Source organism: Herminiimonas sp. Marseille-P9896 (assembly GCF_903993245.1).
In the GTDB taxonomy this organism is placed as follows: Bacteria; Pseudomonadota; Gammaproteobacteria; order Burkholderiales; family Burkholderiaceae_D; genus Oxalicibacterium; species Oxalicibacterium contaminans.
The window spans coordinates 246,513-269,715 of sequence record NZ_CAJEVT010000002.1; the positions used below are offsets into that span (position 1 = coordinate 246,513).

The 23,203-nt window shown below is 54.0% G+C and carries 18 protein-coding genes and 3 tRNA genes; 18 read left to right on the forward strand and 3 right to left on the reverse strand.

Annotated elements, in window-relative coordinates; genetic code table 11:
- Positions 1-37 precede the first annotated feature (37 nt).
- Positions 38-2,146, reverse strand: coding sequence for a methionine--tRNA ligase (gene metG / locus H7U06_RS06730; RefSeq protein ID WP_175625411.1), 2,109 nt, complete (start codon positions 2,144-2,146; stop codon positions 38-40).
- 226 nt (positions 2,147-2,372) lie between these two features.
- Between metG and gltX the strand changes: the two genes are divergently transcribed.
- From gltX to H7U06_RS06815, 17 genes are all read left to right on the forward strand, one after another.
- Complete coding sequence (gltX, locus tag H7U06_RS06735) at positions 2,373-3,764, forward strand: glutamate--tRNA ligase (RefSeq protein ID WP_175625412.1); 1,392 nt, start codon at positions 2,373-2,375, stop codon at positions 3,762-3,764.
- Between the two features lie 65 nt (positions 3,765-3,829).
- Positions 3,830-3,905: transfer RNA gene (locus H7U06_RS06740), tRNA-Ala, on the forward strand.
- 58 nt (positions 3,906-3,963) lie between these two features.
- Positions 3,964-4,039, forward strand: a tRNA-Glu gene (locus tag H7U06_RS06745).
- A gap of 145 nt (positions 4,040-4,184) precedes the next feature.
- A tRNA-Glu gene (locus H7U06_RS06750) sits at positions 4,185-4,260 on the forward strand.
- Between the two features lie 345 nt (positions 4,261-4,605).
- Complete coding sequence (locus H7U06_RS06755) at positions 4,606-5,211, forward strand: ankyrin repeat domain-containing protein (RefSeq protein ID WP_175625413.1); 606 nt, start codon at positions 4,606-4,608, stop codon at positions 5,209-5,211.
- 30 nt (positions 5,212-5,241) lie between these two features.
- Positions 5,242-6,141 (forward strand): DUF2877 domain-containing protein, encoded by a 900-nt coding sequence (locus tag H7U06_RS06760; protein ID WP_175625414.1) that lies wholly within the window; start codon positions 5,242-5,244, stop codon positions 6,139-6,141.
- Entirely contained in the window at positions 6,131-7,681 is a 1,551-nt protein-coding gene (gene fdrA, locus H7U06_RS06765; RefSeq protein ID WP_175625415.1) for an acyl-CoA synthetase FdrA, read from the forward strand. The genes H7U06_RS06760 and fdrA overlap by 11 nt, the downstream gene beginning before the upstream one ends.
- Complete coding sequence (locus H7U06_RS06770) at positions 7,678-9,108, forward strand: DUF1116 domain-containing protein (RefSeq protein ID WP_217703446.1); 1,431 nt, start codon at positions 7,678-7,680, stop codon at positions 9,106-9,108. The genes fdrA and H7U06_RS06770 overlap by 4 nt, the downstream gene beginning before the upstream one ends.
- 223 nt (positions 9,109-9,331) lie before the next feature.
- The gene (locus H7U06_RS06775; protein ID WP_175625416.1) at positions 9,332-10,885 is read left to right on the forward strand and encodes a xanthine permease; all 1,554 of its coding nucleotides are present in this window, start codon (positions 9,332-9,334) and stop codon (positions 10,883-10,885) included.
- An 86-nt stretch (positions 10,886-10,971) separates the two neighbouring features.
- Entirely contained in the window at positions 10,972-11,925 is a 954-nt protein-coding gene (locus tag H7U06_RS06780) for a carbamate kinase family protein (RefSeq protein ID WP_175625417.1), read from the forward strand.
- 88 nt (positions 11,926-12,013) lie between these two features.
- Positions 12,014-12,949, forward strand: coding sequence for a LysR substrate-binding domain-containing protein (locus tag H7U06_RS06785; protein ID WP_175625418.1), 936 nt, complete (start codon positions 12,014-12,016; stop codon positions 12,947-12,949).
- Between the two features lie 140 nt (positions 12,950-13,089).
- Positions 13,090-13,578 carry a MarR family winged helix-turn-helix transcriptional regulator gene (locus tag H7U06_RS06790; RefSeq protein ID WP_175625419.1) on the forward strand — a complete coding sequence of 163 codons (489 nt, stop codon included), beginning with the start codon at positions 13,090-13,092 and terminating at the stop codon, positions 13,576-13,578.
- A gap of 32 nt (positions 13,579-13,610) precedes the next feature.
- Complete coding sequence (locus H7U06_RS06795; protein ID WP_175625420.1) at positions 13,611-15,116, forward strand: efflux transporter outer membrane subunit; 1,506 nt, start codon at positions 13,611-13,613, stop codon at positions 15,114-15,116.
- A complete protein-coding gene (locus tag H7U06_RS06800) occupies positions 15,113-16,309 on the forward strand; it encodes an HlyD family efflux transporter periplasmic adaptor subunit (RefSeq protein ID WP_175625421.1) in 1,197 nt (398 codons plus the stop codon). The genes H7U06_RS06795 and H7U06_RS06800 overlap by 4 nt, the downstream gene beginning before the upstream one ends.
- A gap of 3 nt (positions 16,310-16,312) precedes the next feature.
- Positions 16,313-17,866 (forward strand): DHA2 family efflux MFS transporter permease subunit, encoded by a 1,554-nt coding sequence (locus H7U06_RS06805; RefSeq protein ID WP_175625422.1) that lies wholly within the window; start codon positions 16,313-16,315, stop codon positions 17,864-17,866.
- A gap of 94 nt (positions 17,867-17,960) precedes the next feature.
- The gene (gene earP / locus H7U06_RS06810; protein ID WP_175625423.1) at positions 17,961-19,121 is read left to right on the forward strand and encodes an elongation factor P maturation arginine rhamnosyltransferase EarP; all 1,161 of its coding nucleotides are present in this window, start codon (positions 17,961-17,963) and stop codon (positions 19,119-19,121) included.
- A gap of 126 nt (positions 19,122-19,247) precedes the next feature.
- Complete coding sequence (locus H7U06_RS06815) at positions 19,248-19,823, forward strand: elongation factor P (RefSeq protein WP_012078983.1); 576 nt, start codon at positions 19,248-19,250, stop codon at positions 19,821-19,823.
- Between the two features lie 66 nt (positions 19,824-19,889).
- Here H7U06_RS06815 and H7U06_RS06820 read toward each other — a convergent pair whose 3' ends face one another.
- Entirely contained in the window at positions 19,890-20,879 is a 990-nt protein-coding gene (locus tag H7U06_RS06820; RefSeq protein ID WP_175625424.1) for a M48 family metallopeptidase, read from the reverse strand.
- Between the two features lie 15 nt (positions 20,880-20,894).
- Entirely contained in the window at positions 20,895-21,989 is a 1,095-nt protein-coding gene (locus H7U06_RS06825) for a YjgN family protein (RefSeq protein WP_175625425.1), read from the reverse strand.
- A 595-nt stretch (positions 21,990-22,584) separates the two neighbouring features.
- Between H7U06_RS06825 and H7U06_RS06830 the strand changes: the two genes are divergently transcribed.
- On the forward strand, positions 22,585-23,127 hold the full coding sequence (locus tag H7U06_RS06830) for a polymer-forming cytoskeletal protein (RefSeq protein WP_175625426.1): 543 nt from the start codon (positions 22,585-22,587) through the stop codon (positions 23,125-23,127).
- Positions 23,128-23,203: the final 76 nt, after the last annotated feature.

Sequence of the window (23,203 nt, forward strand, 5' to 3'; positions counted from 1 at the left end):
ATGACGATCATGGCCCTTGTTGCGAATACAGACTGTCTTAGCCGACGCGCATGCCTGGCTCTGCGCCCGGCCATGGGTTGAGGATGTAAATGCCAGGGTTGGCTTTTTCATCTGCAGCAGAAGCAGCCAGTACCATCCCTTCCGACATACCAAACTTCATCTTGCGGGGTGCCAGGTTGGCGACCATCACAGTCAGCTTGCCTATCAGCTCTTCCGGCTGGTAAGCCGACTTGATGCCGGAGAATACATTGCGGGTGCGGCCTTCACCAACATCAAGTGTCAGGCGCAGCAATTTGTCCGAGCCTTCGACATGTTCGCAGTTGACGATCTTGGCGATACGCAAATCGACTTTAGCAAAGTCATCGATCTTGATTTCCGGTGCAATACTTTCGATGGCATGACCATTACCGTTGCCATTGCCATTGCTGTCCTTGTTCGATGGCGCGGTCGGTACGCCGACGGTCGCATCTACCAGGGCGGGCATATCAAACAGCGCATCCAGCATTTTTGGTTCGACGCGTGTCATCAGATGGGTGTACGGATTGATCTGATGACCGTGCGGCAGTGGCGTCACGATGTGCGACCACTCCAGCGCCGGGATGTTGAGCTGCGCTTCAACCTGCTTGGCCAATGCTGGCAATACTGGTTTCAGATAAATGGTCAGGATGCGGAAGGCTTCCAGCAAACGGCTGCAAACTTCCTGCAGCGCGCCTTCCTTGGCCGGATCCTTGGCCAGTTCCCATGGTTTGTTCGCATCGACGTAGGCGTTGATCGCATCTGCCTGTTCCATGATGGCGCGCAAGGCTTTGCCGTATTCACGCTGATCGTACAAGGCCTGGATTTCCGGCGCGACATTACGCAGGCGGCTGAGGAATGCATCATCGCTGGTCGCCCAGTCAGTCGCCACGCGGCCATCGAATTTCTTCGTGATGAAACCGGCAGCGCGGCTGGCGATGTTGATGTATTTGCCGATCAGGTCGCTGTTGACGCGTGCGATGAAGTCTTCGGAAGTGAAGTCTATGTCTTCGACTTTCGAGCTCAGTTTGGCTGCAATGTAGTAGCGCAGCCATTCAGGATTCATGCCGACTTCCAGGTAGCGCAGTGGTGAGATACCGGTGCCGCGCGACTTGGACATTTTTTCGCCGCTGACGGTGATGAAGCCGTGTACGAACACATTGTTCGGCACCTTCATATCAGCGAACTTCAGCATCGCTGGCCAGAACAGCGTATGGAAGTAGGTGATGTCCTTGCCGATGAAGTGATACTGCTCTGTGCTTGGGTCAGCCATGAAGGCGTCGAAGTCACGACCGGTCTTGTCGAAATAATTCTTCAGGGTCGCGAGGTAACCGACCGGCGCATCCAGCCAGACATAGAAGTACTTGCCCGGTGCATCCGGGATTTCGATACCGAAGTAAGGTGCGTCGCGGCTGATATCCCAATCGCCGAGGCCGCCTTCGCCTTCCAGCCATTCCTTGGCCTTGTTCGCCACTTCCGATTGCAGGCGTTGACCGTCCAGCGCCCATTCGCGCAGGAAGGCGACGCACTTCGGATCGGACAGGCGGAAGAAGAAGTGGTCTGACGATTTGCGTACTGGTGTCGCGCCGGTCAGTGTCGAGTACGGATGCTTGAGGTCGGTAGGCGCGTAGACTGCGCTGCAGTTTTCGCAGGAGTCGCCGTACTGATCCTTGGTGCCGCATTTAGGGCATTCACCCTTGATATAGCGGTCCGGCAGGAACATTTCCTTGACCGGGTCGTAGAACTGTTCGACCGACTTGGTCGTGATCAGCTTGGCATCGTCACGCAGGCGACGATAGATCTCACGCGACAATTCGTGGTTTTCCGGGCTGTCGGTGGAGCTCCAGTTATCAAATTCGATATGGAAACCGTCCAGGTACTGTTTACGCCCAGCAGCAATATTGGCAACGAATTGCTGAGGCGTCAGCCCGGCTTTCTCCGCCGCAATCATGATAGGTGCGCCGTGCGCGTCGTCCGCGCCGACAAAGTGCACCTCATTACCCTGCATACGCTGGAACCGGACCCAGATGTCAGCCTGGATGTATTCCATGATGTGGCCGACATGGAATGCGCCGTTGGCGTAGGGGAGAGCGGTTGTAACGAATAATTTGCGTGGCAATGGTTTACTCATAAGGCGGTACTTTGCGATCGTTTAGGTAATAAAGACCTAATTTTAGCAGTCACAGCGCCTTAGGCGCAGCCCGCAGTCATAGTTGCCTCTATATATATGCATTTAGATATTGCTTTGTCGGGTCGCTGATATCGTGCGCAAGGCTGGCTCAGACAGGGGCTGCCGAGGTAAAATAGCCTTTTTGATACAGGACGGCTTTGGCACTCCAAGGCCGTTTTTATTTGCCATGACAGTACGTACCCGCTTTGCTCCCAGCCCGACCGGCTATCTCCACGTTGGTGGTGCGCGCACCGCACTTTTTTCCTGGGCCTATGCACGCCACTTCGGCGGCACCTTTGTTTTGCGTATTGAAGATACCGACCTCGAACGTTCGACGCCGGAAGCAGTACAGGCAATTATCGAAGGTATGGAATGGCTGGGCTTGCATCATGACGAAGGTCCGTTCTACCAGATGCAGCGCATGGATCGCTATCGTGAAGTAATCGGCCAGATGCTGGAAGCGGGCACTGCTTACTATTGCTACTCGTCGCCGGAAGAAGTCGAAGCGATGCGCGAGCGTCAACGCGCTGCCGGTGAAAAGCCGCGCTACGACGGTACCTGGCGTCCGGAACCAGGCAAAACCCTGCCTGCTATCCCTGAAGGTCGCAAACCAGTGGTGCGTTTCCGTAATCCGACCGAAGGCGACGTGACCTGGGTCGATGTGGTCAAGGGTTCGATCACGATTTCGAATCGCGAGCTGGACGACCTGGTGATTGCACGTCCGGATGGCACACCTACCTATAACTTCTGCGTGGCAGTCGATGATTCTGACATGAAGATCACGCACGTGATCCGCGGCGATGACCACGTCAATAATACGCCGCGTCAAATCAATATCCTGCAGGCACTGGGCGCAACCTTGCCGCATTACGGTCACCTGCCTATGATCCTGGGTACCGATGGCGAGAAATTGTCCAAGCGCCACGGTGCGGTCAGCGTGATGGATTACCCGGCGCAAGGTTATTTGCCGGAAGCCATGCTGAACTACCTGGCGCGTCTGGGCTGGAGCCACGGCGATGACGAAGTATTCTCGATGGAACAGTTCACCCAATGGTTCGATCTGGATCACTTGACCAAATCGCCTGCGCAATTCAATCCGGAAAAACTCGACTGGCTGAATAATCACTACATCAAGCAAGCTGACAATGCTCGTCTGGCTGGCCTGGTAAAACCTATGATGGAAGGCTTGGGTGCACAGTTCGATAACGCACCGGATCTGACGGCTGTCATCGCGCTGATGAAAGAACGCGTCAATACCCTGAATGAGCTGGCCGTTGCGGCGATGCTGTTCTATCGCCAGCCGGCGCCGGATGCTGCTTTGCTGGCGCAGCACCTGACCGATGCAATCAAACCGGCACTGGCGCAATACGTAGAGCAACTGAAGACAGTGGCATGGAGCAAGGAAGCCTTGTCCGCGACATTGAAAGAGGTACTGGCTGCGCACAAGCTGAAGATGCCGCAATTGGCGATGCCGCTGCGCCTGCTGATCACTGGTCAATTGCAGACTCCATCTATTGATGCAGTAGTCGAATTGTTCGGCCGCGAGGTCGTATTGGCCCGCCTGGGGAAAAATATTTAAAATTTTTTCAAAATGGCATTTACACAGAGAGAAATGCTTTGCTATAATCTCGCTTCTGCACTCGAGGGGGTATAGCTCAGCTGGGAGAGCGCTTGCATGGCATGCAAGAGGTCAGCGGTTCGATCCCGCTTATCTCCACCACCAACTAGTGGTAGAGAAGTGTAGGAAGTAGTAAGGCCAGTAATAAGGGCAGTTTTCTGTCCCCATCGTCTAGAGGCCTAGGACATCACCCTTTCACGGTGAGTACAGGGGTTCGAATCCCCTTGGGGACGCCAGGTTAAAAACACCACGCTGATGCGTGGTGTTTTTTTTTCGATTCAGGCATGTCGCGGAATGCACATGATGTGCGCGCAAATTGATTGTGCTTGTTTGGTCGGGAAGTGCAGGAAGTAGTAAGGCCAGTAATAAGGGCAGTTTTCTGTCCCCATCGTCTAGAGGCCTAGGACATCACCCTTTCACGGTGAGTACAGGGGTTCGAATCCCCTTGGGGACGCCAGGTTAAAACGCCACGCATATGCGTGGCGTTTTTTTTCGTCCGTCCGATTCGTCCTATACGCATGCGCACTCGCCGCTGCTGTTAATTTCCCGATTCCTGTTTTTGGCGCACATTATGTTTGTGCGCCAGGCCTGCTTGCAGGCCTGAAAAGTCGATTGTTAAGAAAAATTCAAAAATAAAAGGAGAAGTGATGAATAAATTTTAGGTGCCTTCTGCAAACCCAAACTTCTTGCTACTGTGAGCCTCAATGAAGTTCCAGTAGTACCGAGAACAAAACACACCGTATTTCTCAACAGAGGGATACAGGAAAAATTATTACAACGAGACTGACTCAAGAGGAATTTTATGTCGAATAGCGAATCTGCCGTTCAATTCTTGCAGGCCGCCGATGCAGGTGATGTTGCACGCTTACAAGCCTTGCTGGCGAGTGGTGTGGATATCAATGTCACGAATCGCCAGGGTCGTACCGCCATGGTACTGGCCAGCCTGAAGAAGCACTATGCCTGCGTCGAATTCCTGATCGATGCGGGTGCTGACATCAACAAGCAAGATGAAACTTGCTTCAATCCTTTCCTGCTCAGCTGCCTGACCAATGACCTGACTTTGCTGCGCATCACGCTGAAGGGCAAACCTGACCTGACTCGCCTGACCCGTTTTGGTGGTGTAGGCATTACACCTGCCAGCGAAAAAGGCCACGTTGAAATTGTGCGTGAGCTGGTCTTGCACACAGACATGAATGTCAATCACACCAACTTCGTCGGCTGGACGCCATTGCTGGAAGCCATCGTGCTCAATGACGGTGGTGCCAAACAGCAAGAGATCGTAAAGCTGTTGCTGGATCACGGTGCGAATCCGCATATGACCGATATGTGGGGTAAAACGCCGCTCTTCCTGGCGCGCGAAAAAGGTTATACCGAAATTGCCGAGCTGTTGATTGCCGCTGGCGCATAAGACTGACTGAATACAAGCGCAGGGTGAACTATGCAGCAGCTTAAGGCGCGAGCCTTATCGGCGGATGCGGATTTTATGGCACGGCTGGGGCGGGGTGATTTCCATCTGGATGTACACAGCCGTTTCAGTCGCGTGATCAATCTGCGTTGTCGCGAGAGTGGGCATTTGTATTCGGTGGTGTGTTCCAGCCTCGATGATGCGCCGAATACATTACGTATCAGTGCCACTGAATTTGATGAGCTGGTGGTCGATGGCAATACGAAATTGCACTACGACGGAGAAGTGCTGCAGCTTGGTGATGGACTGGAGATAGACCTGGCGTCGTGTCGTGTGTGGCTGCCGCCGCCATTGCTGTTTCGTGCTCTTACGTCTGATTACCTGCAAATCATTAAGTCGGAAATTGATGACGAGATAACTTCGATCAATAGCATATCGCTTTTCAGGTATGACGGCAATAACGTCTTCTACCAGGTCATGAGTCAACAACTGTTACGTGGCAGCGAACGTCTGATCGATGGCATGCGCACCGCGAATCCGGCCGTGATACGCGATGCGCTGAAGGGATTGCTGGGCCTGGGAATCGGGCTGACACCTAGCGGTGATGATTTCCTGGTTGGCTTGTGCTCGGTGTTGGCAGTGCCACAGCATCCGGCGCATGTGTATCTGCCGTTGATTGCGCAGGTGATCAGGGCAGAGGAGTACCGCACCAACAAGATTAGCTATATGGCTTTGATTAAAGCCGTACAAGGCAAGACGCGTGCATGTATAGGCGCTTTGCTGGCAACGATTTTTAACGGGGAATTGGCCTCGATAAAGGAGCGTATCAAACCGGTAGTCAACATAGGTTCCAGCTCGGGAGCGGACATTCTCAGCGGGATCACGGCCGGCTTGTTACTGGGTAATCACTTGGGGAGTCAACATGTCGCTTAAGATTTTAATCAAGAAAAACACTTACTTCGACTCGGTTTCATTGATGTCGATATCCACCAAGGCAAATCAATTGCCGGACGTGGAGCAGGCTTTCGTCGCGATGGCGACAGAGATGAATAAAGGCGTACTGCGCAATCTGAATTTGCTGACGCCGGAACTGGAAGAAGCCAAGAACGGCGATCTCATGATTTTGATCGTCGGTAGCAGCGATGAAAAGAATGAAGAATCGCTGCTGGCCATAGAAGAGTTATTCAAGAAGAAGCCGGGCGCCAAAGGCGAGCATCAGGCCAAGTACGCGACGGTCGCTTCAGCCAAGGAAAATGTCCCGGGCAGCAACCTAGCGGTAGTTTCCGTGAACGGTGCATACGCAGTACGCGAAGCACGTGCGGCGCTGGAGCAGGGCCTGAACGTGATGCTGTTCAGCGATAACGTCAGCGTCGAAGACGAGCTCGCACTGAAGCAATTGGCACACAGCAAAGGCTTGTTGATGATGGGCCCGGATTGCGGCACTGCGATTATCAATAACAAGGCACTGTGCTTCGGCAACCATGTACGCCAGGGCAATATCGGCATCATCGGTGCGTCAGGTACCGGTAGCCAGGAACTGAGTGTGCGTATCCATGATTTTGGCGGCGGCGTATCGCAACTGATAGGTACCGGTGGTCGCGACCTGCATGAAAAAATCGGCGGCATCATGATGCTGGACGCGATGCGCATGCTGAATGCCGATGACCAGACCAAAGTCATCGTACTGATCTCCAAACCACCGGCAGCGTCGGTCGAGAAAAAAGTATTGGCCGAAATCAGTCGCTGCAGCAAACCAGTCGTGGTCTGCTTTATTGGCGGCAAGGAAGCCGATGTCGTCAAGGCAGGCGGTGTGTTCGCCAAGTCGACCAAGGAAGCAGCACTGAAAGCGGTGCTGCTGACAGGTGTGAAGGAAGAAGACCTCGACCTGCATCCGCTGAACTGGCCGTTGATCGAAGAAGTCCGCGCCAAACTCAAGCCGGAACAAAAATACATACGTGGTTTGTTCTGTGGCGGCACCTTGTGCGATGAAGCCATGTATGCCGCGATGGAAAAATATCCCAAGGTCTATAGCAATATCCAGCTCAATCCCGAGTATCGCCTGAAGGACGTGAGCAAGAGCAAGGAACACACCTTCCTTGATTTCGGTGACGATGATTTCACCAATGGCAAACCGCACCCGATGATAGATCCGTCGAATCGTATCGAACGCCTGTTGCAGGAAGCACGTGATCCGGAAGTAGGTGTAATCACCATGGACTTCATCCTCGGCTATGGCTCACATGCCGATCCGGTCGGCGTCATGCTGGATGCGATTCGCGAAGCGAAAGCTATCGCCGCCAAGGAAGAACGCCATCTGGAAATCCTCGGCTATGTACTGGGCACCGACCTTGATCGTCCCAACATGCAAGACCAGATCGAACGACTGAGTGCAGCCGGCGTCACCATCGCCAGCAGCAGTGCCAATACCGGCTTGTTGTCACGGGAATTTGTTTGCAAAGGAGAGGCGAAATGATGGCCAGCCCACAATTGTTTAAAGAAAAACTGAGCGTTATCAATGTTGGCATTGAGATGTTTCGTGACGACCTGCAAGAACAGCAAGTAGCAGTCACGCACTTGAACTGGATGCCACCAGGACGCGGCAACGTGGACATTATCCGTGCGCTGGATCAGGTGGAAAAGTCGTCGCTGGGTGAAAAAATTGCCAAGGCTAATGCACAAGCAGTTGAACGTATCATCCAGTCGCAACCTGTACTGATTGGTTTTGACCAGGCCATCAATGTGGTGCCCGGCATGACCAAGACCACCATCCTGCATTCCGGTCCGCCGATTACCTGGGAACGCATGTGCGGTGCGATGAAGGGTGCGGTTACCGGTGCGCTGGTATTCGAAGGGCTGGCCAAGGATCTGGTTGACGCAGAACGCGTTGCCGCTTCCGGTGCAATTACCTTCTCGCCATGTCATGAGCATGATTGCGTCGGCTCGATGGCAGGTGTGACCTCGGCTTCGATGTATATGCACATCGTGGAAAACAAAACCTACGGCAATCGCGCTTACACCAACCTCAGTGAGCAGATGGCAAAAATCCTGCGCATGGGTGCCAACGATGAAAGCGTGATCACCCGCCTGAACTGGATGCGCGACACGCTGGGTCCTATCCTGCGTGATGCGATGAAGCTGGCGAAGGAAATTGATCTGCGCCTGATGCTGGCACAAGCATTGCACATGGGTGACGAATGCCACAACCGCAACAACGCCGGCACCGTCTTGCTGATCCAGGCACTGACGCCGTTCATCATCCAGACTGATTTCACGACGCAGCAAAAGAAAGAAGTGTTTGAATTCGTGGCCAGCAGCGATTACTTCTCCGGCCCGACCTGGATGGCGATGTGCAAGGCCGCGATGGATTCCGCGCACGGCATCGAGTACAGCACCATCGTGACCACCATGGCGCGTAACGGCGTGGACTTTGGTATCCGTATCAGCGGCATCCCGGGCAATGTCTGGTTCACCGGCCCATCGCAGCAAGTGATAGGTCCTATGTTTGCCGGTTACAAACCGAAAGATTCCGGTCTCGATATCGGCGACAGCGCGATCACCGAAACCTATGGCATAGGCGGCTTTGCGATGGCGACTGCTCCTGCCATCGTGGCATTGGTCGGCGGCACGGTAGATGAGGCGATTGATTTCTCGCGCCAGATGGCAGAAATCACGACTGCGCAAAACCCCAACGTGACCATCCCTTTGCTGGAGTTCCAGGGCGTGCCGACTGGTATCGATCTGCTCAAGGTTGCACAGAGCGGCATCCTGCCGGTTATCAATACGGCGATCGCACACAAGGACGCAGGCGTAGGGATGATAGGCGCGGGCATTGTGTATCCGCCATTTGAATGCTTTGAACAAGCCATCGTCGCTTACGCGCAGCGCTATCGCCACGGATAAATTCAAACTATGAGCACACCTGCCATCAGCAGATGGCAGGCCCGTCTGGGAGAAATGCCATGAACTCTTCGTAAGTCATCAGCCGTAAAAGCTCCGTAACTCAGGCGCTGAAAAACACACAGTAAAAAATTGTTCGCCCATTTTTCGGGTGTGGGTCAACTCATGCCTGGCGAATGTGTATCTACATAAAAAATAACTCGTTTATATCGAGGAGACTGATTGTATGGAAAAGCAGATATGGTGGAAAAAGGGTGACTGGGCAGCCTACTTCGGTTTGCTGACCAATAACCTTACGAATCTATTAACCATGATGGGCCTCTTGCTCTTCGTGGTCGGTTTGCCGAAAGAAATGGTCTATGGCCGGATCACTCCGGCGTTTGGTCTGGCCGTGTTTTGCGCCAGCATGTTTTATGGTTACTTCGGTATCAAGATGGCGAAGTCCGGCAATCGCAAGGACATCACCGCCTTGCCTTCGGGGCCGAGCGCACCGTCGATTTTCACGGTGACCTTCCTGGTGCTGATGCCGGTTTACCAGCAAACCAAGGATGCCGAGTTTGCCTTGCAGATCGCGCTGGTCTGGTGCTTCGTAGAAGCGATGATCCTGGTAGGTGGTTCCTTCATCGGTGAAACGGTGCGCAAGATGATTCCACGTACCGTGCTGCTGTCTTGCCTGTCCGGTCTCGGCTTGCTGTTGCTGGCGATGAATCCGATGCTGCAGGCATTTGAAACACCGACGGTTTCTTTCATCGTCCTGCTGCTGATCTTTATTAACTGGTTCGGCAAGTCGCCTTTGTTTGCACGTATTCCTACCGGTTTGCTGTTACTGGTGGTCGGCACGGTGCTGGCCTGGGCTTTCGGCTTGCAGAGCCCGGAAGCGATCAAGGCATCGCTGGCTTCGTTTGGTTTCAATCCGCCATCCGTGCATATCGATAGCTTTATGCAAGGTCTGCCGCACGCTTTGCCCTACCTCGCTTCTGCCGTACCGCTCGGCCTGGCTAACTACATCTTCGATCTGGAAAACATCGAGAGCGCCCATGCTGCCGGTGATCCGTATGACACCCGTAACGTGATGCTGGCCAACGGCTTGTCATCTACGCTGGGTTGCTTTTGCGGTAATCCATTCCCGGTCACCGTGTATGTCGGCCATGCCGGTTGGAAGGCGATGGGTGCGGGCATAGGGTATACGGTCGCGACTGGTGTCTCCATGTTGCTGGTCTCGCTGTTTGGCCTCGGTGCCTTCCTGCTGGCGGTGATACCGATGACGGCGATTGTCCCCATCCTGGTCTTCATCGGTGTGGTCACGGCGAATCAGGTGGTGCGAGAGACACCCAAGGTCGAGGTGCCTGTCATCTTCATTTGTATGTTCCCGTGGATTGCTAACTGGGCTTTGACGATCGTCAACAACGTGATGGCCACGGCCGGTACTTCAGCCAAGGTATTGGGCACGCAGGCACTGGCGCATAAGGGTGTGTATTACAACGGGCTGCTGCACCTGGGTAGTGGTGCGCCGCTGGCCAGCATGTTGTGGGGTTGTATCGCCATCTTCGCGATCCTGAATCATCCATTGCGTGGTGCGGTGGCAGCGGGTACCGGCGCCTTGCTGGCCTTGCTCGGGATTATCCATGCGCCGGTAGTTGGGATCGCGGCGCCTGCTTCGATGCCGTTTGTGTATGCCTACCTGATGATGTCGGGCGTGTTCCTGGTCAAACACTATATGGATGCAAAAGCGGCAGTGCCGCTGGCGGTAGAAGCAGACGGCGGCAAGCTGGCGTCGTAAGTATCAGGTTTTATTCAACACTTTTTTGTAGCGCTGCACGGGGCGGCACTTGCCCTCCGTGCAGATAAATTTTCGGGGTCATACTCATGAACGAACTCGTAGTCATCGCCATCGGTGGTAATAGCATTATTACCAGCAATGAACAGCAAAGCATCCAGCACCAGGAAAAGGCGATCCAGGCGATCGTCAGCAATATCGCCGATATGCTGGAAGGGGGATATAACATCGTTCTTACGCACGGCAATGGCCCGCAGGTAGGTCTGGACTTGCGTCGTGCCGAAGTGGCAAGCCAGTACGAAGACATACCTATCGTGCCGCTTGCCAACTGCGTCGCCAATACGCAGGGCGGTATCGGCTACCAATTGCAGCAGGGACTGGTCAACGAACTGACACAACGCGGCATCAATAAACAGGTGATTACACTGATTACCCGTGTTGAAGTGGCGGCAGACGATATCAACTTCAGCAACCCGACCAAGCCTATCGGTGCTTTCTTCAGCGAGCAGCAGCGTGATGTGCTGATGCAGGAGCATCCAGACTGGAAATTCGTTGAGGATTCAGGACGCGGTTATCGTCGCGTGGTGGCTTCGCCGGTGCCGGTGAAAGTACTGGAAACAGATGCAATCACTTCCTTGCTGGATCGTGGCTTTGTGGTGATCGCGCTGGGTGGTGGCGGCATACCGGTGGTGCAGGACGGCGATCATCTGTATCGCGGCGTGGATGCGGTGATCGATAAAGATCTGGCGACGACTTTGCTGGCGAAGGAATTGAATGCCGATATCCTGGCGATCACGACCGGCGTTGAAAAGGTTTGTATCAATTTCGGTAAGCCGAACCAGCAGGCGCTGGGACAAATCACCACCGACGAGACACGGCGCTATATGTCGGAAGGACACTTTCCTGCCGGTAGCATGTTGCCCAAGATCGAAGCCAGCCTTAACTTCCTCGCCGCTGGTGGTAACCGGGTGATCATCACGACCCCGGAAAAATTGCCGCAAGCAATTAAACGCGAAACGGGTACGCATATCGTGACGGTATAGCGATTTAACGGCGGGATAGGTAAGCTATGCCTTAGTATAGATTTCCTGTTTCGCCGATAGCCCGATAGCAGTTTCCTGCAGAGACCGTATGAACTCGATTTTTTCAGAAGAAAACCTCCATACCTTCACGACGGTGGTTAAACACGCCAGCTTCAGGAAGGCTGCTGAAGAACTGGGTATTACGACCTCTGCCGTCAGCTATACGATCAAGAGGATGGAGACTTACCTGGAGGTCACGCTCTTCATTCGTAACACCCGCAATATTGAGTTGAGCGAAGCAGGCTTTTATTTTTACCGTAAGGCCGAAGAGTTGCTGCATGAGTTCCACGCCATCAAACGTGGTATCTACACCATGGAGCAGGGTATAGAGGCCAAGATCAGGATATGTATCAATAGCCTGCTGCATACGCCACGCCATACTGCACTCTTGCTGCAGGCGCTGAAAAAGAATTTCCCGACTTGCCAGATAGCCGTCACCACCGAGGTCTACAACGGTGTGTGGGATGCCATCATCAATAACAATGTCGATATCGCAATCGGTGCGCCTGGTACCCTGATGGATGGCGGCGGCATAGACTATGCCGAGATCGGGTACATCAAATGGGACTTCGTTATTGCGCCCACCCATCCGCTGGCGCAACAAACCGAGCCGCTGGCGGAAAGCCAGTTGCGCCTGTATCCCGCCATCACGGTGAAAGACAGCGCCGATACCATCGACAAGAAAGTGGGCTGGCTGTTGTACGGACAGGAGGCGATACAAGTGCCGGACTTCAACGCCAAATGTCAGTGCCAGATCTTGGGTAATGGCATTGGTTTCCTGCCTGATTACCTGGTGGCTGAGCATGTGAAAAGCGGCGCGCTCGTCAAACGGCAGGTACAGAACCCGCGCCAGCACTCCAATATGCTACTCGCCACCCAGCAAAGCACTTCCGGTCAGGTGACGCAGTGGATCAAGCATGAATTCACCAAAGGCGGCATGCTGCACGCGCTTTACCAGGACTTGCTGCATCAGGAAGTCGTCTGATTCCTGCCGTCGTTGACGGCAGCTAACAATCAGATTCAGGTATTACCCAGGGCGTTTTCTATGGATTTTGCGGTCCCCTGCAAGTTTTTGAACTTTTCGGCATAATAGCTGCCTATGCAGTTATTGACATGACCCCTATTATGACAAAAGTGAAAGAAAAGTTTCCTCCCGGCAGCTACTGTATTGAAGACAGCGTGGGTTACCTGTTGGCACGTTCGCGTACCAAGCTGGCGAAACGCGTCGATTCCAAGCTGGCTGCACATGACATTACGTCAGCACAGGGTGCGGTAGTGATGATGCTGGCCAGCGGTAATTTTTCGACTGCTGCCGAGTTGTCGCGCGAGCTCTACCTAGATTCTGCTTCCATGACCCGTATGGTCGACCGCTTGCAAAAGCGCGGCATGCTGGTGCGCAAGCCACGTGGTGATGACAGGCGTGTCATTGATTTGCATCTGACTGAAACTGGTGCGGCGCTGGCTGAGCAATTGCCTACTTTGTACTCCGTTGTCCTGAATCAAAGCTTTGCTGATTTCAGCGCGGAAGAAGTGACGACCCTGAAAAGCCTGTTACGCAAACTGCTCGATAGCAATGCCGGTGACACCCCTGTTGCAGAAAAAAACGACAAGTAAGTCTGCTCAAAAAATATCAAGCAGGATCTATCATGAAAATTTCTTCCTCCCAGGGTTTACGCTTACCGCTCCGCGGTTTGCTGACGGCTTGCTGCGCCGCCGTTTTGCTGAGTGCCTGTGCCAGCTTCAAGGGTATAGAGACCAGCGCCACGCTGCAGCAAAGTACTGATTACGCCAGCGCGACTTCATTGCCGCAGCAGGGTGGACAGTGGCCCGACGCTTCGTGGGCACAGAATATAGGTGGTGCGCAGTTACAGGCATTGGTGGATGAAGCCATCGCCGGTAATCCCAATTTGCAAGTTGCCGCCGCGCGTGTTGCAGGTGCGCAGGCCGCAGCTGATGTCGCCGCTGCGAGTGCACGGCCATCGTGGTCGGCGAATGCCAGCAGCACTTATCAGCGCTATACCGAAAACGGCATCATCCCGCCTCCGTTGGGCGGTGAGTACAAGTCCGATAATCAGCTGACACTGAATTTTTCCTATGACTTCGATTTCTGGGGCAAGCATGCAGCTGAATTGCGCAGTGCCTTGTCGGCCGGAAAAGCGGCGCAAGCCGAGCAATACAATGCGCGGCTGATGATTTCCACTGCCGTGGCACGCGCCTGGGTACAACTGGCGCGCCAATACGGGCAACTGGATTTGAACCAGGAGCAATTGAAAGCGGCTGCTGAAATCCAGCGCCTGACGCAACTGCGCTTTAAAGTCGGCCTCGGTACCCAAAGTGAAAACCAGCAAACCACACAAAGCCTGGCCAGCCTGCGCGCAGAGAACGCGCAACTGAATGAAGCTATCGCACTGACACGCAATCAATTGGCTGCCTTGCTGGGCAAGGGCCCGGATCGCGGCTTGCAAATCGAGCGGCCATATCTGCCATCTGAAACCGCGATCGCCTTGCCGGATGCATTGCCGCTGGGTTTGATCGGACGTCGTCCGGACATCGTCGCTGCACGCTGGCATGTGGAAGCGGCGCAAGGTGATATCGATGCGGCCAAGACCCTGTTCTATCCGAACGTCAACATCATGGCCTTTGCCGGTTTCTCCAGCCTCGGCCTGAACAACCTGCTGAAAAGCAGCAGCGGCATCGTCGGTGTCGGTCCTGCCATCTATCTGCCTATCTTTGACCGCAGCCTGCGCGCCAACCTGAAAGGACGCGTTGCTTCATATGACGGTTCGGTTGCAACCTATAACCAGACGCTGACTGAAGCGCTGCATGACGTTGCGGACCAGGTGCAGTCGCTGCGTGCGGCTACGCTGCAAAGCGAGCAGCAACAGTTGGCGACGCAAGCATCGGCCAACAGCTACCAGCTGGCACAGCAACGCGAACGGGTCGGCACCACCAATATGCTGCCGGTACTGTCGGCGCAGATGACGATGCTGTCGCAACGCCGGATAGACCTCGACTCGCGCGCACGTCGCAGTGATTTACGCATCACCCTGATCAAGGCACTGGGCGGTGGTTTTGACGCACAGGCGCAAGGTCTCGATAAAGACAATTCCAATTCAACTACCGTTTCCACCTCCGTGAGAAGTGCATCATGAATACCACCAGCCCAGAAGTAGCAGAAACACCTAAAACCAACGGTAAGCGCCGCCAACGCCTGATCGCGGTGTCGGTTCTGCTGGCCTTGCTATTGATTGCCTACGGAGTGTGGTGGGCAATTTACGCGCGTCACTTTGAAGACACTGATGATGCGTATGTTGCCGGTAACGTGGTGCAAGTAACACCGCAGGTAAGCGGCACGGTGGTTGCCATTCATGCCGACGATACCGAACTGGTACAGGCAGGCAAGCCATTGGTCGATCTGGATCACAGCGATGCCAAGGTCGCGCTGGACCAGGCAGAAGCACAGCTGGCACAGACCGTACGTGAAGTGCGTACCCTGTTCGTCAACAACGGTGCTTTGACTGCCGCGGTCACCCAGCGTGTCGCCGATGTAGCACGTGCGCGTGACGACCTGGCGCGGCGCCAGGAATTGAGCGGCACCGGTGCGGTAGCGAAAGAAGATCTCGATCATGCGCGTACTGCACTGATCGCTGCCGAGTCAGCCTTGCAGGCTGCGCGTGATCAGCTGACTTCGAACCAGGCGTTGACTGACGGTACTACCGTGGCACAGCATCCTAACGTGCAACGTGCAGCAGCGCAGGTACAAGCTGCTTATCTGGCCTTGTCGCGCAATACCTTGCTCGCACCAATCACAGGTTACATCGCCAAACGTTCGGTGCAGGTTGGCCAGCGCGTTGCACCGGGTGCGCCTTTGTTGTCGGTCGTGCCTTTGAATGCGCTGTGGGTAGATGCCAACTTCAAGGAAGTACAGGTTGCCAAGATGCGCATAGGCCAGCCGGTTGAACTGTATTCAGATGTATACGGCAGCAGCATCAAGTATCACGGCAAGGTAGCAGGTTTGTCGGCCGGTACCGGTGCAGCGTTCGCCTTGTTGCCGACGCAGAATGCCAGCGGTAACTGGATCAAGGTGGTGCAACGGATTCCGGTGCGTATCACTCTGGATCCCAAGGATCTGGAAGAACATCCTTTGCGTGTAGGTTTGTCCATGCAGGTAGAGGTGGATGTCGCGAAATCGGAAGGTACTTCGCTGACTTCGACTGTGGCGCCGCGTGAACAACCGGCGTATCAGACGGCAGTGTTTGAAGATGCTGGTAGCCAGGCGACGGCACGTGTGGCGCAAATCATTGCAAGCAATCTGAATAGCACTGCGCCTACAACCAAACACTAAACCATGAGCGCCACTCCCCGTACCGCCTTGCCGCCACTGAGCGGCACGCCGCTCATTATCGGCACGCTGGCCTTGTCGCTGGCGGTGTTTATGAACGTGCTCGATTCATCGATTGCCAATGTATCGATACCGGCGATCTCCGGCGACCTTGGTGTGTCGCCGCAGCAGGGTACCTGGGTGATTACTTCGTTCTCGGTGGCGAATGCGATCTCGGTTCCATTGACCGGCTGGCTGACGCAACGCATAGGCCAGGTACGTCTGTTTATCGGCTCCATCCTGTTATTCGTGCTGGCTTCCTGTCTGTGCGGTTTTGCTCCCAGCATAGAAATTCTGATTGCCGCGCGCGTGTTGCAGGGCGCAGTGGCGGGCCCGATGATTCCCTTGTCGCAGGCTTTGCTGCTGTCCAGTTATCCGCCCGCCAAGAGCGGGATGGCGCTCGCCTTCTGGGGTATGACAACGCTGGTCGCGCCTATCATGGGGCCGCTGCTCGGTGGCTGGATCTCGGATAACTACACCTGGCCGTGGATCTTCTTTATCAATATTCCTATCGGTTTGTTTGCCGCATGGGCGACCTGGTCTATTTATAAAGAGCGCGAATCGAAAACCTACAAACTGCCTATCGATAAGGTCGGTCTGGTCTTGCTGGTGCTGTGGGTAGGTTCGCTGCAATTGATGCTGGATAAGGGTAAGGAACTGGACTGGTTCCACTCGGGTGAAATCATCATCCTGGCCTCGGTCGCGGTCGTGACCTTCATCTACTTCGTGATCTGGGAAATAGGCGAAGAGCATCCGGTGGTCGACCTGTCGCTATTCAAGGGGCGGAACTTCAGCGGCGGTGTGATTGCGATTTCCGTGGCCTATGGTTTGTTCTTCGGCAGCCTGGTGATCCTGCCATTGTGGTTACAGACGCAAATCGGCTACACCGCAACCGAGGCCGGTAAGGTGATGGCGCCGGTGGGTATCTTCGCGATCATCCTGTCGCCTATTGTCGGCAAGATGCTGCCGAAAATCGATGCGCGCTGGGTCGCAACCACGGCCTTTCTGATCTTCTCGCTGGTGTTCTTCATGCGTTCGCAGTTCACGCAGGACGTCGACATGATGACGCTGATGATCCCGACCGTGATCCAGGGTGCGGCGATGGCGATGTTTTTCATCCCGCTGACTTCCATCATCCTGTCCGGACAATCGCCGGACAAGATCCCGGCCGCGGCGGGTTTGTCCAACTTCGTCCGTATCATGTTCGGCGGTATCGGTACCTCGGTGATGTCGACCATGTGGGATAACCGTACCATCCTGCATCATGCGCAACTGGCGGAATATACCGGTGCACATAATCCGGCCTTCACGCAGGCAGTGAATACGCTGATGGCGCGCGGGATGTCGGAGCAGGCGGCCTGGGCCGTGATAGACCGGCAGATGACGGTGCAGGCCAGCACGCTAGCGGCGACCGATCTGTTCTGGATGTCGGCCATTATGTTCCTGTGCCTGATCGGCTTCATCTGGATTACCAAGCGCAGCAAGGCCAGCGGCGGTGCCGATGCGGCTGGTGCGCACTGATGTAATGCATGTGCTGTGCTCCCTATGTTTGAATATTCGGGCGCAGCACATGACTCATCGTCTATCATGCTGGGATTGAATTTTGGCCAGCAGCATGACTACTCCATTAACTTTGCATTTGTTCTGCCGTGTCGTCGATAACTACGGCGACATTGGCATTTGCTGGCGTCTCGCGCGCCAGCTGCAACAAGAACACCATATTGCCGTCACCCTGTGGGTAGATGATCTGCCCAGCTTCCAACGCATCTGCCCGGAAGTGGCGCTGGATGCCGAGCTGCAGCAAGTGGCGGGCGTCACCATACGTCACTGGCGTAGCCAGGATGGCGAGTACACAGCGGCAGACGTCGCCGATATCGTCATCGAATTCTTTGCCTGCGACATCCCGCCCAACTATATAGCTGCGATGGCGCAGTGCGAACCGCGTCCGCGTTGGTTCAACCTGGAAGGCCTGACCGCGGAAGAGTGGGTTGAAGGTTGCCATACACTGACTTCACCGCATCCGCGCCTGCCGCTGATCAAGCATTTCTTCTTTCCCGGCTTCACAGACAAGACCGGCGGTTTGCTGCGCGAAGCAGGGCTGGAGCAGGAGCGCCTGCAGTTCCAGGCCGATCCGGCTGCGATGGCAGACTTCCTCGCGCGCTTTGGTGTGACGGCGGATGAGATGGCGGCGACCAAGGTTTCCCTGTTTTGCTATCCGTATGCGCCGGTCGCTGAATTATTTGAAGTCTGGCAAAACGGTCAGAAGCCGGTTTGTTGCCTGGTGCCGGAAGGCGTTGCGAGTGCAGCGGTGCAGGATTTCCTTGGGCAGGAAGCGAAAGCTGGTGCGAGTGCCAGTCACGGTGCATTGACGGTGCGAGTGCTGCCGTTTGTGCCGCAGCCGGATTACGACAAGTTGCTTTGGGCTTGCGATTTCAATTTCGTACGTGGCGAAGACTCTTTCGTCCGCGCGCAATGGGCGGGTCGTCCCTTCGTCTGGCATATCTATCCGCAGGATGAAAATCTGCATCACAAGAAGCTGCGTGCCTTTTTGCAACGTTATATTGCGGCTTTGCCCAGCCTGGCGGCATTCTCGTTGTACTGGAATCATGCAGAGGTGCCGGGTGCGGCGCAGCAGGCAGACTGGGGCGCGGTATGGGCTGCCGTCGAGGCCGATATGGCTGAAATTACGGAAAAATCAGCGGATTGGCAGCGCCAAATGCTGAAAAATGGCGATTTAGCGTCAAATTTGTTGAAATTTGCCACTACGCTGCCTTAAGTCGAGCGCCCAGAAAAGGTATAATTCTCGGCTAATTTAGAATTCGATCAAACGTGAGCTTACGGCGCTGTTGGGCGGGAGGCGACCGATGATTTTTATGCAACCCACTTTTTACGTACACTTTTTATGAAACCTGCAAAAGAAATTCGCGTTGGCAACATCATTATGGTTGATAGCAAACCTATGATCGTGTTGCGTTCTGATGTCAATGGTTCTAGCCGCACGGGCTTCACATACAAATGGAAGATGAAAAATCTTCTGACGAACACCCCGATGGAAAACGTATTCCGCGGTGACGACAAGTTCGACGTTGTTGTTCTCGACAAAAAACCAGTTACTTACTCGTACTTTGCTGATCCACTGTATGTATTCATGGATGAAGAATACAACCAGTACGAAATCGAAGAAGAAAACCTGGGCGATGCATTGCACTACCTGAAAGACGGTATGGAATGCGAAGCGGTGTTCTACGACGGTAAAGCAATCTCGGTTGAGCTGCCTATCACCATCGCACGTCAAGTCGTGTACTCGGAGCCTGCAGTCAAAGGCAATACTTCGGGTAACGTTTTGAAAGAAGCGAAAATCGAAAACGCGGTTGAAGCACACCGTCACACTGTTCAGGTTCCACTGTTTGTGAGCCAGGACGACGTGATCGAGATCGACACCCGTACCAATGAATACAAACGCGTGGTTCGTAACTAATCACCGTCTGTAATAAAAAAGCTGCCCTCGGGCAGCTTTTTTTTCGTCCATGCCAAATGCAAAGGCTTAACGTGACTTGAGGATGTGGTCTATACGCTCATCAGTCGACGGATGGCTGGACAGATAGGGAGGAGGCGTGCTTTCCTTGGTCGCCGCCTGTAGCTGTTCAAAGCCACCTGCCATATGCGCCAGGTCTATACCGTTCGTTTTCATCATCGCAATCGCATAGTCATCCGCCTCACGCTCTGCATCACGCGAATACTTCATGTCCAGCAACAAGGTCGGAATATTCGCCACGATGGCTGATGCATCGCCAAACACGACAGTGGTCAAAGCTGCTATCGCCGAACTCTGTACCACCCGGCGCATCAGGTGACGCTCATGCAAATGGCCGAGTTCATGTGCCAGCACTCCCATGACTTGCTCGTCGTTTTTCATCAGCTTTACCAATTCATCGGTAATGATGATTTCGCCCGATGGCAGGGCAAATGCGTTCGGGCCTATCTTGCTCTTGCGGAACAGGATGCGGTAAGCCGGCACGTCTCCGCGTGGCGGCTGTAGCTGCTGGAACTGTTCGATCAAGGCCTGTTGTCGTGCCTGCGGCAGCTGGCTGGGTGCGAAGATTTGCTTGTCGAGGAAATCCAGCATCCCTTTGCCGATGGAACGTTCTACCTTTTCCGGCAGCATCTTGGCAATGCCTTCGGAGGCCAGCGGCAATACATACAGATAGCTCAGCGTCAGCACCACCAGCGTCGCCACCACTGCCGTCAGCGCACCACGCCAGCTTTGCTGCATGCGTACGATAAAGGAATCCTGATGGCCGGTATCCGCCAGTAGCGCATCGAAAGCGGCGGTATCGGCTATCTCGAGATAAGCCTCATCGGGGTAGGTGACCTTGCGTTTGGTGTTGCGCGCACGCTCGGAGACGCGCAACTCACTGATAGGACAGCTACGTTCCGCATCGCCTGTAATGGTCGCGTGCCCGTCCTCTACCGATAGCGTGACCTGATGCGCACGCGAAGTCTTGCCATCGAAATAAAGGGCGGGGATGCTCATGCCTGGCTGCTGCACTTACAGCGACAAGTCAAAGTCGAGCAAATCGGACACACCTTCGCCAGTCGCGGAAACCTGTGACTGGCTTGCTGCAATGAAATTTTCCAGGCTGCCGTCAGGAAGCAGGGACATGGACTCGACACGGTACTTTATTAGCCGTATCTGGGCGAAAGGCAGGAACAGTCCCAAGGTGCAGATAATGCCGATGATGTTGGTGACGGTAATGAAGCAAACGCGCGTCCATTTCATATCGCTGAGAAAACGATGTTTCTCGAGTTGCGTATTGTTCCAGATCAGGTTCTGGATCAGGGTTGCAAAGATAGGGAAGATCAGGAACATCAAGACGAACAGTGCACCGAAGAGCATCAGGACACCGGTGGCGCTTGCCGCAGCAACGGTCTCGCGATCCATATTATCAGCGGTAATGATGGCAAACAAAGGGCCACCGAGTGCTACCAGCACGGCGATGAAACCGGCTATCCAGATGGCTGCGACTAGCAGATAGGCTTTGTAAAAACTGCCTACTGTGCCATTGAACGAAAAATGACTGGTACCGAAGCGGCTTTCCTGATGCTGGAATTTCTTGATGCGCTGATGAGTGAATGGAGTCAGTATGTACAGCGACAATATTGTAAGGATAGGCAGAGCCAGGTACACCCAGTAAATTTGCTTTAACGCACCACGGAAACCAAAACGTATGCCGCGATAGCTGCTGTTATACAACTTGAACTGCAGGCTTTTCCAGATCAGCCATGGCATCACTGCCATGACGACCAATATCATCATCAAGGCGACCCCGAGCGACATTTCGACCGCGATGTTGTAAATAACGATCAAAACGAAAGCAACGATGCGTCCCTTCAGGATCGCGACCGGATTACCGTGATATTCAAAGCTGGTTCCGGCAACGCTGCTGCTGCCGTAGAAATAGCGCGTGCGGCGTACCTTGGCCCACGCGGAATAGATGCCGAGGGTGAGGATGGAAAACAGCAGATTGACTATCCAGATGCGGAAATATTCGCTGCCGGTACCGCTGAAGGAAAAGCGTATCGGTGTATCGGATGCCCGAGGATTGCTGGCAGGAATTTCGTGGAAGACGGCTGAGTCAGTCATTCATTGCTCCCTGTAGGGTTATTGTTTTTAAGTACGAATAAAGCTGCCACAAGGTTACTTGTTGGTAAGTAATTGTCAAGCGCAGGCTCACGCCGAGTATGCGCGGCAAATATATCTGTTTTGTGACAAGCGCTGCGTTGAACTCCGGCAATAGGTCTTGGTGGACGAAAGAACCATGCAATGTGTTTCGTGATGCGCGGCGATATACACCAGAGTTCGAGAGTAGTCCCGCGATGTGTGTTTTGGCACACGCGCAATTTCATCAGCTATGTATCAATTCCTTTTTTTGCTTCATTCGTCATGTAAATATTTCTTGTGCGCGATGCTCTTTGTAATTCTTGCCTGTAAAAATTCACTGCCTAAAATTTAAGCAAAATATTTTTTATAAAAAATGTAACAAATGTGAACTTTAAAAACATGCGAGACACCAAGCGTTGGTTGTGCAGAGTAGAGAGCATGCTCTCTCTATTCATCGCATTGCCACCACGCAAAACAGATAAGCCGGGATGCCGTTACGCGCGATGTACTGCCGATGCTGCAAGCGTATTCATTTATTTTTATTACGTCATCGCGACAATTATTTTCAGGAGATTTCATGCTTCGATCCGACACGCTTTTTGGCAAGCGCGACACCAATACGCCAAACCCTCCTATGAGCACAACCAACTCATCGTCATTGTCCAGTTCAAGCACAGGCAGCTCCAGTTTTCCCAAGGCATCAGTTCCGACAGGTGGTTTGAATTCCTCGGGGCAAGCATCGAATCAGCACAGCAATGAAGTCGGCAGCAAACTCATCGTCGGTCCTAACATCAAACTCAAGGGTGTGGAGATCACCGATTGCGATACGCTGGTGGTGGAAGGCTTCGTTGAAGCGACTATGGATTCACGCGTGATCCAGATTTCCAAAGATGGCTCTTTCAAAGGTTCGGCTGGTATTGATATCGCTGAAATCCACGGTACATTTGACGGCGAACTGACTGTGCGTCAGAAGCTGGTGATCTACGCATCCGGCAAGGTCTCAGGAAAAATTCGTTACGGCAATGTCGTGATCGAAGAAGGTGGCCAACTGGCAGGTGATGTACAGGTAGGTGGCACAGCCACACAGGCAAAAGGTCTGTCAGTCGCGAAAAGCGTCTAACTTTCCGTAGCGCAAAGATAGTCCCTCGCAGTGGTCCCCATGCCACTGCGAGGGACTTGTTACATCTGTTAATACC

What these genes read in the sequence shown, in the direction of transcription:
- metG (WP_175625411.1), bottom strand. Translation starts at nt 2,146, where the DNA reads ATGAGTAAACCATTGCCACGCAAATTATTCGTTACAACCGCTCTCCCC.
- gltX (WP_175625412.1), top strand. Translation starts at nt 2,373, where the DNA reads ATGACAGTACGTACCCGCTTTGCTCCCAGCCCGACCGGCTATCTCCAC.
- H7U06_RS06755 (WP_175625413.1), top strand. Translation starts at nt 4,606, where the DNA reads ATGTCGAATAGCGAATCTGCCGTTCAATTCTTGCAGGCCGCCGATGCA.
- H7U06_RS06760 (WP_175625414.1), top strand. Translation starts at nt 5,242, where the DNA reads ATGCAGCAGCTTAAGGCGCGAGCCTTATCGGCGGATGCGGATTTTATG.
- fdrA (WP_175625415.1), top strand. Translation starts at nt 6,131, where the DNA reads ATGTCGCTTAAGATTTTAATCAAGAAAAACACTTACTTCGACTCGGTT.
- H7U06_RS06770 (WP_217703446.1), top strand. Translation starts at nt 7,678, where the DNA reads ATGATGGCCAGCCCACAATTGTTTAAAGAAAAACTGAGCGTTATCAAT.
- H7U06_RS06775 (WP_175625416.1), top strand. Translation starts at nt 9,332, where the DNA reads ATGGAAAAGCAGATATGGTGGAAAAAGGGTGACTGGGCAGCCTACTTC.
- H7U06_RS06780 (WP_175625417.1), top strand. Translation starts at nt 10,972, where the DNA reads ATGAACGAACTCGTAGTCATCGCCATCGGTGGTAATAGCATTATTACC.
- H7U06_RS06785 (WP_175625418.1), top strand. Translation starts at nt 12,014, where the DNA reads ATGAACTCGATTTTTTCAGAAGAAAACCTCCATACCTTCACGACGGTG.
- H7U06_RS06790 (WP_175625419.1), top strand. Translation starts at nt 13,090, where the DNA reads ATGACAAAAGTGAAAGAAAAGTTTCCTCCCGGCAGCTACTGTATTGAA.
- H7U06_RS06795 (WP_175625420.1), top strand. Translation starts at nt 13,611, where the DNA reads ATGAAAATTTCTTCCTCCCAGGGTTTACGCTTACCGCTCCGCGGTTTG.
- H7U06_RS06800 (WP_175625421.1), top strand. Translation starts at nt 15,113, where the DNA reads ATGAATACCACCAGCCCAGAAGTAGCAGAAACACCTAAAACCAACGGT.
- H7U06_RS06805 (WP_175625422.1), top strand. Translation starts at nt 16,313, where the DNA reads ATGAGCGCCACTCCCCGTACCGCCTTGCCGCCACTGAGCGGCACGCCG.
- earP (WP_175625423.1), top strand. Translation starts at nt 17,961, where the DNA reads ATGACTACTCCATTAACTTTGCATTTGTTCTGCCGTGTCGTCGATAAC.
- H7U06_RS06815 (WP_012078983.1), top strand. Translation starts at nt 19,248, where the DNA reads ATGAAACCTGCAAAAGAAATTCGCGTTGGCAACATCATTATGGTTGAT.
- H7U06_RS06820 (WP_175625424.1), bottom strand. Translation starts at nt 20,879, where the DNA reads ATGAGCATCCCCGCCCTTTATTTCGATGGCAAGACTTCGCGTGCGCAT.
- H7U06_RS06825 (WP_175625425.1), bottom strand. Translation starts at nt 21,989, where the DNA reads ATGACTGACTCAGCCGTCTTCCACGAAATTCCTGCCAGCAATCCTCGG.
- H7U06_RS06830 (WP_175625426.1), top strand. Translation starts at nt 22,585, where the DNA reads ATGCTTCGATCCGACACGCTTTTTGGCAAGCGCGACACCAATACGCCA.